The following is a 15,970-nucleotide window of genomic DNA, read 5'->3' on the forward strand; positions in this document are numbered from 1 at the left end:
ATCGCCGCCGTCAGCGTCGTCTTGCCGTGATCCACGTGACCGATCGTCCCCACGTTCACGTGAGGCTTGGTACGTTCGAACTTGCCTTTTGCCATCTGATCTCTCCTGTCCGGGAACGTTGCCTATTGACAGCGATTACTTGGTTCGCGCCGCGATGATGGCCTCGGCCACGTTCTTCGGCGCTTCTGAGTACTGCTTGAATTCCATCGTGTAGGTCGCCCGGCCCTGCGTCAGCGAGCGCAGCGTGGTGGCATAGCCGAACATTTCCGACAGCGGAACCTCGGCGCGGATCGTCTTGCCGCCGCCGACCATGTCTTCCATGCCCTGGACCATGCCGCGACGCGACGACAGATCGCCCATGACCGTGCCGGCGTAGTCTTCGGGAGTCTCGACCTCGACCGCCATCATCGGCTCCAGAAGCACCGGGCTGGCGCGACGCATGCCTTCCTTGAACGCCATCGAGCCCGCCTGCTTGAAGGCGTTCTCGTTCGAGTCGACGTCGTGGTAGGAACCGAAGAACAGCGTCGCCTTCACGTTCACGACCGGGTAGCCGGCCAGCACGCCCGAGGGAAGCGTCTCCTCGATGCCCTTCTGCACCGCGGGAATGAACTCGCGCGGCACCACGCCGCCCTTGATGGCGTCGACGAATTCGAAGTTCTTCTCGCCACCCGCCTCGAGCGGCTCGACCTTGAGGACGACGTGGCCGTACTGGCCGCGACCGCCGGACTGCTTGATGAACTTGCCCTCGACTTCCTCGACCGTCTTGCGGATGGTCTCGCGGTAGGCGACCTGGGGCTTGCCCACGGTCGCCTCGACACCGAACTCGCGCTTCATGCGGTCGACGATGATCTCGAGGTGAAGCTCACCCATGCCGGCGATGATCGTCTGGCCGGATTCCTCGTCGGTGCGCACGCGGAAGGAGGGGTCCTCCTGCGCCAGGCGCCCGAGCGCGATGCCCATCTTCTCCTGGTCGGCCTTCGTCTTGGGCTCGACCGCCTGCTGGATCACCGGCTCCGGGAACTCCATGCGCTCGAGGATGATCGGCGCATCGGGGTCGCACAGGGTTTCGCCGGTGGTGACGTCCTTGAGGCCGACGCACGCGGCGATGTCGCCGGCATGCAGCTCCTTGAGCTCCGCGCGCTCGTTCGCGTGCATCTGCAGGATGCGCCCGATGCGCTCCTTCTTGCCCTTGATCGAGTTCAGGACGGTATCGCCCGAGTTCAGGACGCCCGAGTAGACCCGCACGAACGTGAGCTGCCCGACGAAGGGGTCGGTCATCAGCTTGAACGCCAGCGCCGCGAACTTCTCCTTGTCGTCGGCGCTGCGCAGCACCTCGACATCGTGATCGTCGTGACCCTGCACCGGCGGGATGTCGACCGGCGAGGGAAGGAACTCGATGACCGCGTCGAGCATGCGCTGCACGCCCTTGTTCTTGAACGCGGTGCCGCACAGCATCGGCTGGATTTCGCCGGCGATGGTCCGCTTGCGCAGACCCTGCATGACGAGAGCCTCGGGGAGATCACCCTCCTCGAGATACTTGTTCATCAGCTCTTCGTCGGCCTCGGCCGCGGCCTCGACCATGTTCTCGCGCCACTTCTTGCAGTCGGCAAGCAGTTCGGCGGGGATCTCGCCGTACTCGAACTTCATGCCCTGCGAGGACTCGTCCCAGAAGATCGCCTTCATCTTCAGAAGGTCGACGACGCCCTTGAAGTTCTCCTCGGCGCCGATCGGAACCACGATGGGCACCGGGTTCGCGCGCAGGCGCAGGCGCATCTGCTCGTAGACCTTGAAGAAATTGGCGCCCATCCGGTCCATCTTGTTGACGAACGCGAGGCGGGGCACGCCGTACTTGTTGGCCTGGCGCCAGACGGTCTCGGACTGCGGCTGCACGCCGCCGACCGCGCAATAGACCATGCACGCGCCGTCGAGCACCCGCATCGAGCGCTCGACTTCGATCGTGAAGTCGACGTGCCCGGGGGTGTCGATGATGTTGATCCGGTGCTCGGGCAGGGACAGGTCCATGCCCTTCCAGAAGCAGGTCACGGCCGCAGAGGTGATCGTGATGCCCCGCTCCTGCTCCTGCTCCATCCAGTCGGTGGTCGCGGCGCCGTCATGCACCTCGCCCAGCTTGTGGTTGACGCCGGTGTAAAACAGGATGCGCTCGGTCGTCGTCGTCTTGCCGGCGTCGATGTGCGCCGAGATGCCGATGTTGCGGTAGCGCTCGATGGGAGTTTTGCGAGCCATGATTCAGTGCTCCAGGACTTCGATGCCGGATCTCGTGGATCCGGATGTTCTCGGGGCCGGCGCGGCACAGGCGGAGCCGGAAGGCGGCCGCGCTGGGCCGCACACCCCAGGGATTCGGTCGCTGCCGGCCCGGTGCGGGCCGGCAGCCTTCCGACTCAGAAGCGGAAGTGCGCGAACGCCTTGTTCGCCTCCGCCATGCGGTGGACCTCGTCACGCTTCTTGACGGCACCACCACGGTTCTCGGACGCTTCCATGATCTCGTTCGCCAGGCGCTGGCCCATCGACTTCTCGCCGCGCTTCTTGGCGGCCTCGCGCAGCCAGCGCATTGCCAGCGCCATGCGGCGCACCGGACGGATCTCGACCGGCACCTGGTAGTTGGCGCCACCGACGCGGCGGCTCTTCACCTCGACCATCGGGCGGCAGTTCTGCAGCGCCTGGCCGAAGGCCTCGAGGGGATCCTTGCCGGAGCGGGTGCGGATCTGCTCGAACGCACCGTAGATCATGCGCTCGGCAACGGCCTTCTTGCCGTCCAGCATCAGCACGTTGACGAACTTGGAGACGTCGACACTGCCGTAAAGCGGGTCGGGAAGGATATCGCGTTTGGGTACTTCGCGACGACGGGGCATCAAACACCTCTCTATCTTCAGCTGCCCGCCGGACCCCATGGCCCGGCCTGGCCGAGTTGCCCGACTCGCCACGCCCGGCCCAATGCGGGGACAGGAACGACGGCGGGGACAACCGCTTACTTGGCGCCGCAGTCCGACCCCGGACCCGCGCCACAAACAAGAACGCGAGCGCCCGGAATGCTCCGGCGCTCGCGCCCACCAAAACCGGCTGACCGGCGATCAGGCCTTCTTGGGCCGCTTGGCGCCGTATTTCGAGCGCGACTGCTTCCGGTCCTTCACGCCCTGCAGATCGAGCGAACCGCGGACGATGTGATAGCGCACACCGGGAAGATCCTTCACCCGGCCGCCGCGGATCAGCACCACCGAGTGCTCCTGCAGGTTGTGGCCCTCGCCGCCGATGTAGCTGATCACCTCGAAGCCGTTGGTCAGGCGCACCTTGGCGACCTTCCGCAGCGCGGAGTTCGGCTTCTTGGGGGTGGTCGTGTACACACGGGTGCACACACCGCGGCGCTGCGGACAGTCTTCCAGCGCCGGGCTCTTGCTCTTCGTGATGGCCGTCTCGCGGCCTTGACGAACGAGCTGGTTGATCGTGGGCATTCGATATTTCCTTGTGATGACAGCGGCCCCGCCGGCCGGACGGAACACCCGTCCTCGCCAGCCGCGACCTGCCCCGGCGAACGATTGCGCCGGACCGAATTTGGAAAGCCTGAAAGTATAGGTTCAAAGTGCGCGCGTTGCAAGAAGAGGCGCGCGCAGCGGGTGCCTGCGAGGCTCGTGCGTGCGGGACTGGAGCCCCGCACGCACGCGCGTCCGTCAGGCGCCCAGGTCGGAGCCCTCGTCGCCCGACGCCGTCTCGGCCTCGTGCTCCGCCGGAGGCGCGGAGAAGAGCGCCTCCGCCTCGGCCTGCGCCAGCGCCGCCTGCTCCTGGGCCTCGGTCTGCTCCCGCGTCTTGCGGGCGCGGTGGTAGGCCAGGCCGGTACCTGCCGGGATCAGGCGGCCGACGATGACGTTCTCCTTCAGCCCGCGCAGGTCGTCGCGCTTGCCCATGATTGCCGCCTCGGTCAGCACCCGGGTGGTCTCCTGGAAGGAGGCCGCCGAGATGAACGAGTCGGTCGACAGCGAGGCCTTGGTGATGCCGAGCAGGAGGTTGATGTAGCTGCACTCCCGCTTGCCGGCCGCACGGGCCTTGTCGTTCTCGTCGAGCAGGTCGGATCGTTCCACCTGCTCGCCGGTGATGAAGCGGGTCTCGCCCGCATCGGTCACCTGCACGCGGCGCAGCATCTGGCGGACGATCACCTCGATGTGCTTGTCGTTGATCTTCACGCCCTGCAGGCGGTAGACGTCCTGGACCTCGTCGACGATGTAGCGCGCCAGCGCCTCGATCCCGAGCAGGCGCAGGATGTCGTGCGGGTCGGCCGGACCGTCGACGATCATCTCGCCCTTGTTCACCACCTGGCCGTCGTGGACCAGCACGTTCTTGTCCTTCGGGATCAGGAACTCATGAGCGTTGCCGTCCAGGTCGGTGATGACCAGGCGCTGCTTGCCCTTGGTGTCCTTGCCGAAGGAGGTGGTGCCGGTGACCTCGGCGAGCATGCCGGCGTCCTTGGGCGAACGCGCCTCGAACAGCTCGGCCACCCGCGGCAGGCCGCCGGTGATGTCGCGCGTCTTCTGGGACTCGAGCGGGATCCGCGCCAGGGTGTCGCCCATGCCGATCTCCTGGCCGTCGCGCACCGTGATCAGCGCGCCGACCGGGAAGCTGATCGTCACGGCGTGATCGGTGTTGGCGATCTTCACCTCCTCGCCGTCCTCGCCGATCAGCTTGACCTGCGGGCGGACGGTCCGCGCTGCGATGGTGCTGCGGCGCTTGGCGTCGATGACCACCAGGGTCGAAAGACCGGTGACATCGTCGATCTGCTTCGCAACCGTGGAGCCTTCCTCGACGTTCTCGAACTTGATGCGACCCGTGTACTCGGTGATGATCGGGCGCGTCATCGGATCCCAGGTGGCGAGCTGGGCGCCGGCCTTGACCGGATCGCCGTCGCGCAGCAGCAGGATCGCACCGTAGGGCACCTTGTGGCGCTCGCGCTCGCGGCCGTTGTCGTCGTTGATCATCACCTCGCCGGAGCGCGAGATCACGATCTGCTCGCCACGGGCATTGGTGACCAGGCGCATCGTCGGCGTCAGCCGCACGGTGCCGTTCGACTTCGCTTCGACCGAGCTGTCGACCGCCGCGCGCGACGCCGCACCGCCGATGTGGAAGGTCCGCATCGTCAGCTGGGTGCCGGGCTCGCCGATCGACTGGGCCGCGATCACGCCGACCGCCTCGCCGGAGTTCACCAGCACGCCGCGGCCGAGGTCCCGGCCGTAGCACTTGGCGCACAGGCCGTAGCGCGTCTCGCAGGTCAGCGGAGTGCGCACGCGCACCTCGTCGATGCCCAGGGCCTCGATGTTCTCGACAGCGTCCTCGTCCAGCACCGTGCCGGCCTCGTACACCGTCTCCTGGCTCTCGGGGTTGACGACGTCGACCGTGGCGGTGCGGCCCAGGATCCGGTCGCGCAACGCCTCGATGACCTCGCCGCCTTCGATCAGCGCCTTCATCGCGACACCGTTGGGGGTGCCGCAATCGTCCTCGGTGACCACCAGATCCTGCGTGACGTCGACCAGGCGGCGGGTCAGGTAGCCCGAGTTCGCGGTCTTCAGCGCCGTGTCGGCCAGGCCTTTGCGGGCGCCGTGGGTGGAGATGAAGTACTGCAGGACGTTGAGGCCCTCACGGAAGTTCGCCGTGATCGGCGTCTCGATGATCGAGCCGTCGGGCTTGGCCATCAGGCCGCGCATGCCGGCGAGCTGGCGGATCTGGGCAGCCGAACCGCGGGCGCCGGAGTCCGCCATCATGTAGATGGAGTTGAAGGACTCCTGGTCGACCTCGTTGCCCTCGCTGTCGATGACCTTCTGCGTGCGCAGCTGGTCCATCATCGCCTTGCCGACGTCGTCGCCGGCGCGGCCCCAGATGTCCACCACCTTGTTGTAGCGCTCGCCCTGGGTCACCAGACCCGAGGTGTACTGCTGCTCGATCTCCTTCACCTCGCGCTCTGCCTCGGCGAGGATCACGGTCTTCTGCGTCGGCACCAGCATGTCGTCGATCGCGATCGAGATGCCGGCGCGCGTGGCGAGCCGGAAGCCGTTCTGCATCAGCTTGTCGGCCAGGATGACCGTGTCGCGCAGGCCGCAGCGGCGGAAGGATGCGTTGATCAGCTTGCTGATCTCCTTCTTCTTCAGCGACTTGTTGATGAAGTCGAAGGGCAGGCCCTTGGGCAGGATCTCGGACAGCAGGGCCCGGCCCACGGTGGTCTGCACCCGCTTGATCTCGCTCGAGATCTCGCCGGTTTCGCGGTCACGGGTGTAGTGCGGCATGCGGACCAGCACCCTGGTGCCAAGCTCGACCTCCTGGTTGTCGTAGGCGCGCTGCACCTCGGCCAGGTCGGAGAAGTGCATTCCCTCGCCCTTGCCGTTGATCTTCTCGCGGGTCGTGTAGTAGAGACCCAGCACGATGTCCTGCGAGGGGACGATCGAGGGCTCGCCGTTGGACGGGAACAGCACGTTGTTCGACGCGAGCATCAGCGTGCGCGCCTCGAGCTGCGCCTCGATCGACAGCGGCACGTGCACTGCCATCTGGTCGCCGTCGAAGTCGGCGTTGAACGCGGCGCAGACCAGCGGATGCAGCTGGATCGCCTTGCCCTCGATCAGCACCGGCTCGAAGGCCTGGATGCCGAGGCGGTGCAGCGTGGGCGCGCGGTTCAGCATCACCGGGTGCTCGCGGATCACCTCCTCGAGCAGGTCCCAGACGATCGGCTCCTGCGTCTCGACGTACTTCTTCGCCTGCTTGATGGTCGTCGCAACGCCCATCGTCTCGAGCTTGTTGAAGATGAAGGGCTTGAACAGCTCGAGCGCCATCAGCTTGGGCAGGCCGCACTGGTGCAGCTTGAGCTGCGGGCCCACCACGATCACCGAACGGCCGGAATAGTCGACGCGCTTGCCGAGCAGGTTCTGCCGGAAGCGGCCGCCCTTGCCCTTGATCATGTCGGCCAGCGACTTCAGCGCGCGCTTGTTCGCGCCGGTCATGGCCTTGCCGCGACGGCCGTTGTCCAGCAGCGAGTCGACCGACTCCTGCAGCATGCGCTTCTCGTTGCGCACGATGATCTCGGGCGCCTTCAGCTCGAGCAGGCGCTTGAGGCGGTTGTTGCGATTGATGACCCGGCGATACAGGTCGTTCAGGTCGGAAGTCGCGAAGCGGCCGCCGTCCAGCGGCACCAGCGGGCGCAGCTCCGGCGGCAGCACCGGCAGCACCTCCATGACCATCCAGTCGGGCTTGATTCCCGAACGCTGGAAGCCCTCGAGGATCTTGAGGCGCTTGGCGAGCTTCTTGATCTTGGCCTCGGAGCCGGTGGCCTCGAGGTCGCGGCGCAGCTGCTCGATGTCGCGATCGATGTTGATCGTGCGCAGCAGCTCACGAACGCCTTCGGCGCCCATCATCGCGCGGAACTCGTCGCCGTACTCCTCGGTCTTCGCGAGGAAGTCGTCCTCGGTCATGATCTGGGCGCGCTTGAGCGGAGTCATGCCGGGCTCGATGACCACGTAGGCCTCGAAGTACAGGACGCGCTCGATGTCGCGCAGCGTCATGTCGAGCACCATGCCCAGGCGCGACGGCAGCGACTTCAGGAACCAGATGTGCGCCACCGGGCTGGCCAGTTCGATGTGACCCATGCGCTCGCGGCGCACCTTGGCCAGCGTCACTTCGACGCCGCACTTCTCGCAGATCACGCCCCGGTGCTTCAGGCGCTTGTACTTGCCGCACAGACACTCGTAGTCCTTGATCGGACCGAAGATCTTCGCGCAGAACAGGCCGTCACGCTCAGGCTTGAAGGTGCGGTAGTTGATGGTCTCGGGCTTCTTGACCTCGCCGTACGACCAGGACCGGATCTTCTCGGGCGATGCAAGTCCGATCTTGATCGCGTCGAAATGCTCTTCTTCCTGAACCTGCTTGAACAGATCGAGCAAAGCTTTCATTGGGTGCTCCTAGTTTCCTGCGCGGCGTGTCAGTTGCGCTCGAGGTCGATGTCGATGCCCAGCGAGCGGATCTCCTTGACCAGCACGTTGAACGACTCCGGCATGCCGGCTTCGATCGTGTGCTCGCCCTTGACCAGGCTCTCGTAGACCTTCGTCCGGCCGTTCACGTCGTCGGACTTGACGGTCAGCATCTCCTGCAGCGTGTAGGCGGCGCCGTAAGCTTCAAGCGCCCAGACCTCCATCTCGCCGAAGCGCTGGCCGCCAAACTGGGCCTTGCCCCCCAGCGGCTGCTGGGTGACCAGCGAGTACGGTCCGGTGGAGCGCGCGTGCATCTTGTCGTCGACCAGGTGATGCAGCTTCAGCATGTGCATGTAGCCGACCGTGACCGGACGGTCGAATGCATCGCCAGTGCGCCCATCGTGCAGCGTGACCTGGGTCTTGGTCGGCGTGAAGCCGATCAGCTTCGTGCGGGGGTCGTCGGTCGGGTAAGCGATGTCGAGCATCCGGCGGATCTCGGCCTCGGAGGCGCCGTCGAAGACCGGCGTCGCGAACGGCACGCCGTTCCTGAGGTTGTCCGCAAGCTCGAGGACTTCGTCGTCGGTCATGCCGGCGATGTCAGCCGACTGCCCGCTGCCGTTGTAGATCTCCTCGAGCAGGGTGCGCATCGCGGCCACGCCCGCCTGGTGACGAAGCATCTCGCCGATGCGCAGGCCGATGCCCTTGGCCGCCCAGCCCAGGTGCGTCTCGAGGATCTGGCCGACGTTCATCCGCGAGGGGACGCCCAGCGGGTTCAGCACGATGTCGACCGGAGTGCCGTCGGCCATGTAGGGCATGTCCTCGACCGGAACGATGCGCGACACAACGCCCTTGTTGCCGTGGCGGCCGGCCATCTTGTCGCCAGGCTGCAGGCGGCGCTTGACGGCCAGGTAGACCTTGACCATCTTCAGCACGCCCGGGGGCAGTTCGTCGCCCTGCGTGAGCTTCTTGCGCTTTTCCTCGAACGCGAGGTCGAAGGAGTGGCGCTTCTGCTCGATGGAGTCCTTCAGGGCCTCGAGCTGGCCGGCGGCCGTCTCGTCGGCCAGGCGCACCTCGAACCACTGATGGCGATCCATCTCGGCGAGATAGTCGGCGCTGACCGCGGTGCCCTTGGCAAGCTTCTTCGGGCCGCCATTGGCGACCTTGCCGATCAGCAGGCGCTCGATCCGCGCGAACGCGTCGTTCTCGACGATGCGCAGCTGATCGTTGAGGTCGAGCCGGTAGCGCTTGAGCTCGTCGTCGATGATCGACTGGGCGCGCTTGTCGCGGACGATGCCTTCACGCGTGAAGACCTGGACGTCGATGACCGTGCCGTTCATGCCCGACGGCACGCGCAGCGAGGTGTCCTTCACGTCGGAAGCCTTCTCGCCGAAAATCGCGCGCAGCAGCTTTTCCTCGGGGGTCAGCTGGGTCTCGCCCTTGGGCGTGACCTTGCCGACCAGGGTGTCGCCCGCCTGGACCTCCGCGCCGATGTAGACGATGCCGGACTCGTCGAGACGGCCCAGCTGCGACTCGGACAGGTTGGAGATGTCGCGGGTGATCTCCTCGGGCCCGAGCTTGGTGTCGCGCGCCAGCACCGACAGCTCCTCGATGTGGATCGAGGTGTAGCGGTCGTCGGACACCACGCGCTCCGAGATCAGGATCGAATCCTCGAAGTTGTAGCCGTTCCAGGGCATGAACGCGACCATCATGTTCTGGCCCAGCGCGAGCTCGCCGAGGTCGGTCGACGCGCCGTCGGCCACCACGTCGCCCTTGGCGATCACGTCGCCCTTCTTGACGATCGGGCGCTGGTTGATGTTCGTGTTCTGGTTGCTGCGGGTGTACTTGATCAGGTTGTAGATGTCGACGCCGACTTCGCCTGCCGCGGCCTCGTTGTCGTTGACCCGGACCACGACGCGGTTGGCGTCGACGTAGTCGACGGTGCCTCCGCGCAGCGCCGTGACGACGGTGCCGGAGTCGACCGCGCAGGTGCGCTCGATGCCGGTGCCCACCACGGGCTTCTCGGGACGCAGGCAGGGCACCGCCTGGCGCTGCATGTTCGAGCCCATCAGCGCGCGGTTGGCGTCGTCGTGCTCGAGGAACGGGATCAGCGACGCGGCCACCGACACGATCTGGGTCGGGGCGACGTCCATGTACTGCACGTGCTCGGGACCGGTCAGCTCGGTCTCGCCGGCCTTGCGCACCGACACGAGGTCGCCGGTAAGGCGGCCGGTCTCGTCCATCGCGGCGTTGGCCTGCGCGATCACGTAGCGACCCTCCTCGATCGCCGAGAGAAAGTCGATCTCGTCGGTGACGCTGCCGTCGACCACCTTCCGGTACGGCGTCTCGAGGAAGCCGTACTCGTTCAGGCGGGCGTACAGCGCCAGCGAGTTGATCAGGCCGATGTTCGGGCCCTCGGGCGTCTCGATCGGGCACACGCGGCCGTAGTGGGTCGGGTGCACGTCGCGGACTTCGAAGCCGGCGCGCTCGCGCGTCAGGCCGCCCGGGCCCAGCGCCGAGACGCGGCGCTTGTGCGTGATCTCGGACAACGGATTGGTCTGGTCCATGAACTGCGACAGCTGGCTGGACCCGAAGAACTCGCGGATGGCAGCGCTGATCGGCTTGCTGTTGATCAGGTCGTGCGGCATCAGGTTCTCGGTCTCGGCCTGGCCGAGACGCTCCTTGACCGCGCGCTCGACGCGCACCAGACCGGCGCGGAACTGGTTCTCGGCCAGCTCGCCCACGCAGCGCACGCGGCGATTGCCGAGGTGGTCGATGTCGTCGATCTCGCCCTTGCCGTTGCGCAGGTCGACCAGGATCTTGATGACCGCGAGCAGGTCGTCGTCGGTCAGCGTCATCGCGCCGACCAGCTCGTCACGGCCCACACGGCGGTTGAACTTCATCCGGCCGACCTTGGAGAGGTCGTAGGCGTCCTCGCTGTAGAACAGCCGGTTGAACAGGGCCTCGACTGCGTCCTCGGTGGGCGGCTCGCCGGGACGCATCATCCGGTAGATTGCGATGCGGGCAGCGGTCCGGTCGGCCGTGTCGTCCAGACGCAGGGTCTGCGAGATGTACGGGCCCTGGTCGAGGTCATTGGTGTAGAGCGCGCGGAACTCCTTGACGCCGGCGTCGCGCATCTTGCGCAGCACTTCCTCGGTGATCTCGTCGTTCGCCTTGGCGACGACCTCGCCGGTTTCGGCGTCGATCACGTTGTGCGCCAGCGCGCGGCCCAGCAGGTAGTCCTCGGGCACGGAGACGCGCTTCATGCCGGCGGCATCAAGCTCGCGGATGTGCTTGGCGTTGATGCGCTTGTCCCGCGCGACGATCACCTGCCCTTCCTTGTCGACGAGGTCGAAACGGGCGATCTCGCCACGCAGGCGCTCCGGCACCAGCTCGAGCTGAGCGCCTTCGCTCATCAGCTGGAAGGTATCGAACACGAAGAAGTGCGCGAGGATCTGCTCCGGCGTCAGGCCGATGGCCTTGAGCAGGATCGTGACCGGCATCTTGCGGCGACGGTCGACGCGGAAGAAGAGAACGTCCTTCGGGTCGAACTCGAAGTCGAGCCAGGAACCGCGATAGGGAATGATGCGCGCCGAGAACAGCAGCTTGCCCGAGCTGTGCGTCTTGCCGCGGTCGTGCTCGAAGAACACGCCAGGCGAACGGTGCAGCTGCGAGACGATCACGCGCTCGGTGCCGTTGACGATGAACGAGCCGGTGGTGGTCATGAGCGGGATTTCGCCCATGTAGACCTCCTGCTCCTTCACTTCCTTGACCGTGGGCTTGACCGCCTCCTTGTCCATGATCACGAGGCGCACGCGCGCCCGCAGCGGCGCGCAGAACGTGAGTCCGCGCTGCTGGCACTCCTTGACGTCGAAGGCCGGGTTGCCGAGCATGTAGCTGACGAACTCGAGCCGCGCCATCTGGTTGTGCGAGACGATCGGGAAGATCGAGGTGAAGGCGGCCTGCAGCCCCTCGGGGACGCGCTGCATCGGATCGGCGCCAGCCTGCAGAAACTGCTGGTACGACTCGAGTTGGGTGGTGAGCAGATAGGGCACATCGAGGACAACGCGGCGCTTTGCGAAGCTCTTGCGGATGCGTTTTTTCTCGGTGAACGAGTAAGCAGAGGTGTGGACCATGAACACTCCGTGGGTCACGCAGAGACTGGGGATTGCCTGCCGGCCGGCGCGAAGACGGCGCTCAGGCAGACCTCAGGCCCCGCAAAGACGCGAAAACCCGGAGCCGCCTGCACGGGGCAGGCGGCTTCCGGGTGGGATGCAGCAAGAACGAGCAAGTTACTTCAGCTCGACCTTCGCGCCCGCATCTTCCAGTTGCTTCTTCAGCGCCTCGGCGTCGGCCTTGGCGATGCCTTCCTTGACGGCCTTGGGAGCGCCGTCGACGACGTCCTTGGCTTCCTTCAGGCCCAGGCCGGTGGCGGCGCGGACGACCTTGATGACTTCGACCTTCTTCTCGCCAGCGGCCAGCAGCACGACCGAGAACTCGGTCTGCTCCTCGACGGCCGCAGCGGCGGCGCCGGCGGCAGGGGCGGCGACAGCCACGGCGGCGGCAGCAGCCGACACGCCGAACTTGTCTTCCATCATCTTGATCAGATCCGACAGGTCAAGCACGGTCATGCCGGCGACGGCGTCGAGAATCTCTTCTTTGCTCAGTGCCATTTTTCCAGACTCCAAAAATCGATCGAACGGTTGGATTGTGTCTTCTGAAAGTCGTTGCCCGGATCAGGCAGTTTCGGCCTTCTGCTTCTCGAGGGCTGCCAGCGTGCGGACGAACCGGCCGGGGACCTCGTTGAGCGTACGGACGAACTGACCGATGGGCGCCTGCATCGTGCCGAGCAGCTTTGCAAGCAGCTCGTCGCGGCTGGGCATCGTCGCCAGGGCCTTCACGGCATCGGCGTCGAGGAGCGAACCCCTCATCGCGCCGGCCTTCAGGACCAGTTTCTGATTGCCCTTGGCGAAGTCGTTGAGCACGCGCGCGGCGGCCACGGGGTCGGTCGAAATGCCGTACAGGAGGGGGCCGACCATCTGGTCGGCGAGGCCCTCGAACGGCGTTCCGGCCACCGCGCGGCGCGCCAGCGTGTTCTTCAACACACGCAGGGACACACCCGATTCACGCGCCTTGCGGCGCAGAACGGTGATCGCATCGACTTCCAGACCACGGTACTCGGCGAGGATGATCGATTGGGCATCGGCGATCTTCGCACCGATCTCCTCGACCACCACCGCCTTTTCGCTACGGTTGAGACCCATGGTCCAGCTCCTAGGAAATGGGGTTCGGGCAAAAAGCCCTCGCACCCGCCTTGATACGGCGACCGATTTCGAGCCTTCGGTCGCTCCACAGGGAAGCGACCGGTGAAACCCTCTTCGGGACCGCCATCTGCGCAGGGTGCCGGAGGCAGCAGCGAGCTGCGCCCGGCATTTGAAGCCGCTGGCCGAATGCGGGCTTGCGCCTGTTCCGGTCCTGGCTCCCTGCGGTCTTTGACAACTTGCCGTCGCCTCCTGGCGTCACCGGAAACCCGGCGACCCCTTGGCTGCGGCGGCAGCCCAAAGTCCTGCTGTCAGCGGCTCAGCCCGCCGAGGCAGCGGAGAACGCGGCGGGATCGACGCGAACGCCAATGCCCATCGTGCTCGACACCGCCACCTTGCGCAGGTAGATGCCCTTTGAAGCGGTCGGTCGAGCGCGATTCAGCGCCTCGACCAGCGCGCGGATGTTCGTCTCGAGCGCCTCGACCTGGAACGACGCGCGCCCCACGCCGGCGTGGATGATGCCGGACTTGTCGGTGCGGTACTGGACCTGACCGGCCTTCGCGTTCCTGACCGCGGTGGCGACGTCCGCCGTGACCGTGCCGACCTTCGGGTTCGGCATCAGGCCACGCGGACCGAGGATCTGGCCCAGTGTGCCCACAACGCGCATCGCGTCGGGCGACGCGATCACCACGTCGAAGTTCAGGTTGCCGGCCTTGACCTGCTCGGCCAGGTCGTCCATGCCGACCACGTCGGCGCCGGCCGCCTTGGCCTCTTCAACCTTCGGACCCTGCGTGAACACAGCCACACGGACGGTCTTGCCGGTACCCGACGGCATCACGACTGCGCCGCGAACCACCTGGTCGGATTTCTTGGGGTCGACGCCGAGCTGGACAGCCACGTCGATCGACTCGTCGAACTTCGCGTTCGCGCACTCGCGCACCAGCGCCAGCGCATCGGCCAGCGTGTGGAGCTTCTGACGATCGACCTTGGCCGCGAGCGCCTTGGCGCGCTTGGAAACCTTTGCCATTTACAGACCCTCCACCGTGATGCCCATGCTGCGCGCCGAACCCGCAACCGAGCGGACCGCCGCATCGAGATCCGCCGCCGTGAGGTCGGGCATCTTCGTCTTGGCGATTTCCTCGGCCTGTTCGCGGGTGATCTTGCCGACCTTGTCGGTATGGGGCTTCGCGGAACCCTTGTCGATCTTCGCGGCCTTCTTGATGAGCACCGTCACAGGCGGCGTCTTCATGATGAAGGTGAAGCTCTTGTCCGCGTACGCGGTGATCACCACCGGAATCGGCAGGCCGGGCTCCAACCCCTGGGTCTGCGCGTTGAACGCCTTGCAGAACTCCATGATGTTGAGGCCGCGCTGGCCCAGCGCGGGACCGATGGGGGGCGCGGGATTTGCCTTGCCAGCCGGGACCTGCAGCTTGACAAAGCCGACAATCTTCTTCGCCATGTGTGGCTACTCCTGGTTTGAGTTCAAACGCGCTTTCGGACCGTTGCCGGGGCTACTTGCGCTCCTCTTGTCACGGACGCACCGGGCGGCGCGCCTGCGAAAGCCTTGGCGGACGCCCGACGGCGCCCGCGATGCGGGCGTCAGACCTTCTCGACCTGACCGAACTCGAGCTCGACCGGGGTGGCCCGACCGAAGATGGTGACCGAGACGGTCACGCGGCTCTTCTCGTAGTTCACTTCCTCGACGTTGCCGTTGAAGTCGGTGAACGGACCATCCTTCACGCGGACCAGCTCGCCCACCTCGAAAAGCACCTTCGGGCGGGGCTTCTCGACCCCCTCCTGCATCTGCGACATGATCTTCTCGACCTCCTTGTCGGAGATCGGCGCGGGCCGGTTTCCCTGCCCGCCGACGAAGCCGGTGACCTTGGCGGTGCTCTTCACCAGGTGCCAGCTCTCGTCGGTCATTTCCATCTCGACGAGCACATAGCCCGGGAAGAAACGGCGCTCGGTGATGGTGCGCTGCCCGTTGCGCATCTCGACCACTTCCTCGGTGGGAACGAGGATCTGCCCGAACTGTTCCTGCATTCCGGCGCGATCCACCCGATCCTTCAGGGCGCGCGCGACACTCTTTTCCATGCCCGAATAAGCATGAACCACATACCAGCGCTTGGTCATTTACTTCTTCCAGCCCAGCACGAGGTCGTACAGGGTCCACTCGAGGGTTTTGTCGACCAGCCACAGGAAGAGCGCCATCGCAAGCACGAACGCGAACACGATCAGCGTGACCTGCGTGGTTTCCTTGCGATCCGGCCAGACCACCCGGCGCGCCTCGGACCAGGAATCCTTCGCGAAGGCGAAGAAACGCTGACCCGGCCCTGAGGACCAGGCGATCGCCACACCAGCCGCGAGGCCGACGAGCACCGAAGCCAGCCGCACGATTGCCGGCTGACCCGACAGGACGTAGAAGCCGACCAGACCGGCAACCACCGCGCCGGCCGCAAGCACGACCTTGAATCGGTCTGCGGGGCTCACGACGGTTTCGACAGTCTGGTTCGACATGCTTTTCTGGCCCGGTTGCGCCGCGCTGGCGCGCGACCCTGAGAAATTGGCAGGGGCAGAGGGAATCGAACCCCCAACCTTCGGTTTTGGAGACCGACGCTCTGCCAGTTGAGCTATGCCCCTGCGGAAAACGCGAACGACTTACTTGATGACCTTGGCGACGACGCCGGCGCCGACGGTGCGGCCACCCTCGCGGATCGCGAAGCGCAGACCCTGCTCCATCGCGATCGGGGCGATCAGCGT

At 65.9% G+C, this 15,970-nt stretch carries 13 protein-coding genes and 1 tRNA gene; all 14 read right to left on the reverse strand.

Features of this window, described 5'->3' with window-relative positions:
• Positions 1-95, reverse strand: a 95-nt coding sequence (locus HNQ70_RS19685) for a GTP-binding protein (RefSeq protein WP_005434227.1), incomplete at its 3' end; no start/stop codon positions are given.
• A gap of 40 nt (positions 96-135) precedes the next feature.
• Positions 136-2,244: an elongation factor G gene (gene fusA, locus HNQ70_RS19690; RefSeq protein WP_183970796.1), complete on the reverse strand. Its 2,109-nt coding sequence runs from the start codon at positions 2,242-2,244 to the stop codon at positions 136-138.
• A gap of 155 nt (positions 2,245-2,399) precedes the next feature.
• A complete protein-coding gene (rpsG, locus tag HNQ70_RS19695; protein ID WP_183970797.1) occupies positions 2,400-2,870 on the reverse strand; it encodes a 30S ribosomal protein S7 in 471 nt (156 codons plus the stop codon).
• Between the two features lie 219 nt (positions 2,871-3,089).
• A complete protein-coding gene (gene rpsL, locus HNQ70_RS19700; protein WP_183970798.1) occupies positions 3,090-3,467 on the reverse strand; it encodes a 30S ribosomal protein S12 in 378 nt (125 codons plus the stop codon).
• 216 nt (positions 3,468-3,683) lie between these two features.
• Positions 3,684-7,934: a DNA-directed RNA polymerase subunit beta' gene (rpoC, locus tag HNQ70_RS19705; protein ID WP_183970799.1), complete on the reverse strand. Its 4,251-nt coding sequence runs from the start codon at positions 7,932-7,934 to the stop codon at positions 3,684-3,686.
• A 29-nt stretch (positions 7,935-7,963) separates the two neighbouring features.
• A complete protein-coding gene (rpoB, locus tag HNQ70_RS19710; protein WP_183970800.1) occupies positions 7,964-12,085 on the reverse strand; it encodes a DNA-directed RNA polymerase subunit beta in 4,122 nt (1,373 codons plus the stop codon).
• A gap of 156 nt (positions 12,086-12,241) precedes the next feature.
• A complete protein-coding gene (gene rplL / locus HNQ70_RS19715) occupies positions 12,242-12,622 on the reverse strand; it encodes a 50S ribosomal protein L7/L12 (protein ID WP_183970806.1) in 381 nt (126 codons plus the stop codon).
• 63 nt (positions 12,623-12,685) lie between these two features.
• Entirely contained in the window at positions 12,686-13,213 is a 528-nt protein-coding gene (gene rplJ / locus HNQ70_RS19720) for a 50S ribosomal protein L10 (RefSeq protein WP_183970801.1), read from the reverse strand.
• Positions 13,214-13,529: 316 nt separating this feature from the next.
• Entirely contained in the window at positions 13,530-14,237 is a 708-nt protein-coding gene (gene rplA / locus HNQ70_RS19725; protein WP_183970802.1) for a 50S ribosomal protein L1, read from the reverse strand.
• A complete protein-coding gene (gene rplK, locus HNQ70_RS19730) occupies positions 14,238-14,669 on the reverse strand; it encodes a 50S ribosomal protein L11 (protein ID WP_183970803.1) in 432 nt (143 codons plus the stop codon).
• Positions 14,670-14,809: 140 nt separating this feature from the next.
• The gene (nusG, locus tag HNQ70_RS19735) at positions 14,810-15,343 is read right to left on the reverse strand and encodes a transcription termination/antitermination protein NusG (RefSeq protein ID WP_183970804.1); all 534 of its coding nucleotides are present in this window, start codon (positions 15,341-15,343) and stop codon (positions 14,810-14,812) included.
• Positions 15,344-15,727, reverse strand: a complete 384-nt coding sequence (gene secE / locus HNQ70_RS19740) for a preprotein translocase subunit SecE (RefSeq protein WP_183970805.1) — start codon at positions 15,725-15,727, stop codon at positions 15,344-15,346.
• Positions 15,728-15,774: 47 nt separating this feature from the next.
• A tRNA-Trp gene (locus tag HNQ70_RS19745) sits at positions 15,775-15,850 on the reverse strand.
• Between the two features lie 18 nt (positions 15,851-15,868).
• Positions 15,869-15,970, reverse strand: a 102-nt coding sequence (locus tag HNQ70_RS19750; RefSeq protein WP_484573264.1) for an EF-Tu C-terminal domain-related protein, incomplete at its 5' end; no start/stop codon positions are given.

Origin of the sequence: Quisquiliibacterium transsilvanicum (assembly GCF_014202215.1) — a bacterium.
Taxonomy (GTDB): Bacteria; Pseudomonadota; Gammaproteobacteria; order Burkholderiales; family Burkholderiaceae_E; genus Quisquiliibacterium; species Quisquiliibacterium transsilvanicum.

What these genes read in the sequence shown, in the direction of transcription:
- rplL (WP_183970806.1), bottom strand. Translation starts at nt 12,622, where the DNA reads ATGGCACTGAGCAAAGAAGAGATTCTCGACGCCGTCGCCGGCATGACC.
- rpsL (WP_183970798.1), bottom strand. Translation starts at nt 3,467, where the DNA reads ATGCCCACGATCAACCAGCTCGTTCGTCAAGGCCGCGAGACGGCCATC.
- rpsG (WP_183970797.1), bottom strand. Translation starts at nt 2,870, where the DNA reads ATGCCCCGTCGTCGCGAAGTACCCAAACGCGATATCCTTCCCGACCCG.
- rpoB (WP_183970800.1), bottom strand. Translation starts at nt 12,085, where the DNA reads ATGGTCCACACCTCTGCTTACTCGTTCACCGAGAAAAAACGCATCCGC.
- rplA (WP_183970802.1), bottom strand. Translation starts at nt 14,237, where the DNA reads ATGGCAAAGGTTTCCAAGCGCGCCAAGGCGCTCGCGGCCAAGGTCGAT.
- rplK (WP_183970803.1), bottom strand. Translation starts at nt 14,669, where the DNA reads ATGGCGAAGAAGATTGTCGGCTTTGTCAAGCTGCAGGTCCCGGCTGGC.
- secE (WP_183970805.1), bottom strand. Translation starts at nt 15,727, where the DNA reads ATGTCGAACCAGACTGTCGAAACCGTCGTGAGCCCCGCAGACCGATTC.
- fusA (WP_183970796.1), bottom strand. Translation starts at nt 2,244, where the DNA reads ATGGCTCGCAAAACTCCCATCGAGCGCTACCGCAACATCGGCATCTCG.
- rplJ (WP_183970801.1), bottom strand. Translation starts at nt 13,213, where the DNA reads ATGGGTCTCAACCGTAGCGAAAAGGCGGTGGTGGTCGAGGAGATCGGT.
- rpoC (WP_183970799.1), bottom strand. Translation starts at nt 7,934, where the DNA reads ATGAAAGCTTTGCTCGATCTGTTCAAGCAGGTTCAGGAAGAAGAGCAT.
- nusG (WP_183970804.1), bottom strand. Translation starts at nt 15,343, where the DNA reads ATGACCAAGCGCTGGTATGTGGTTCATGCTTATTCGGGCATGGAAAAG.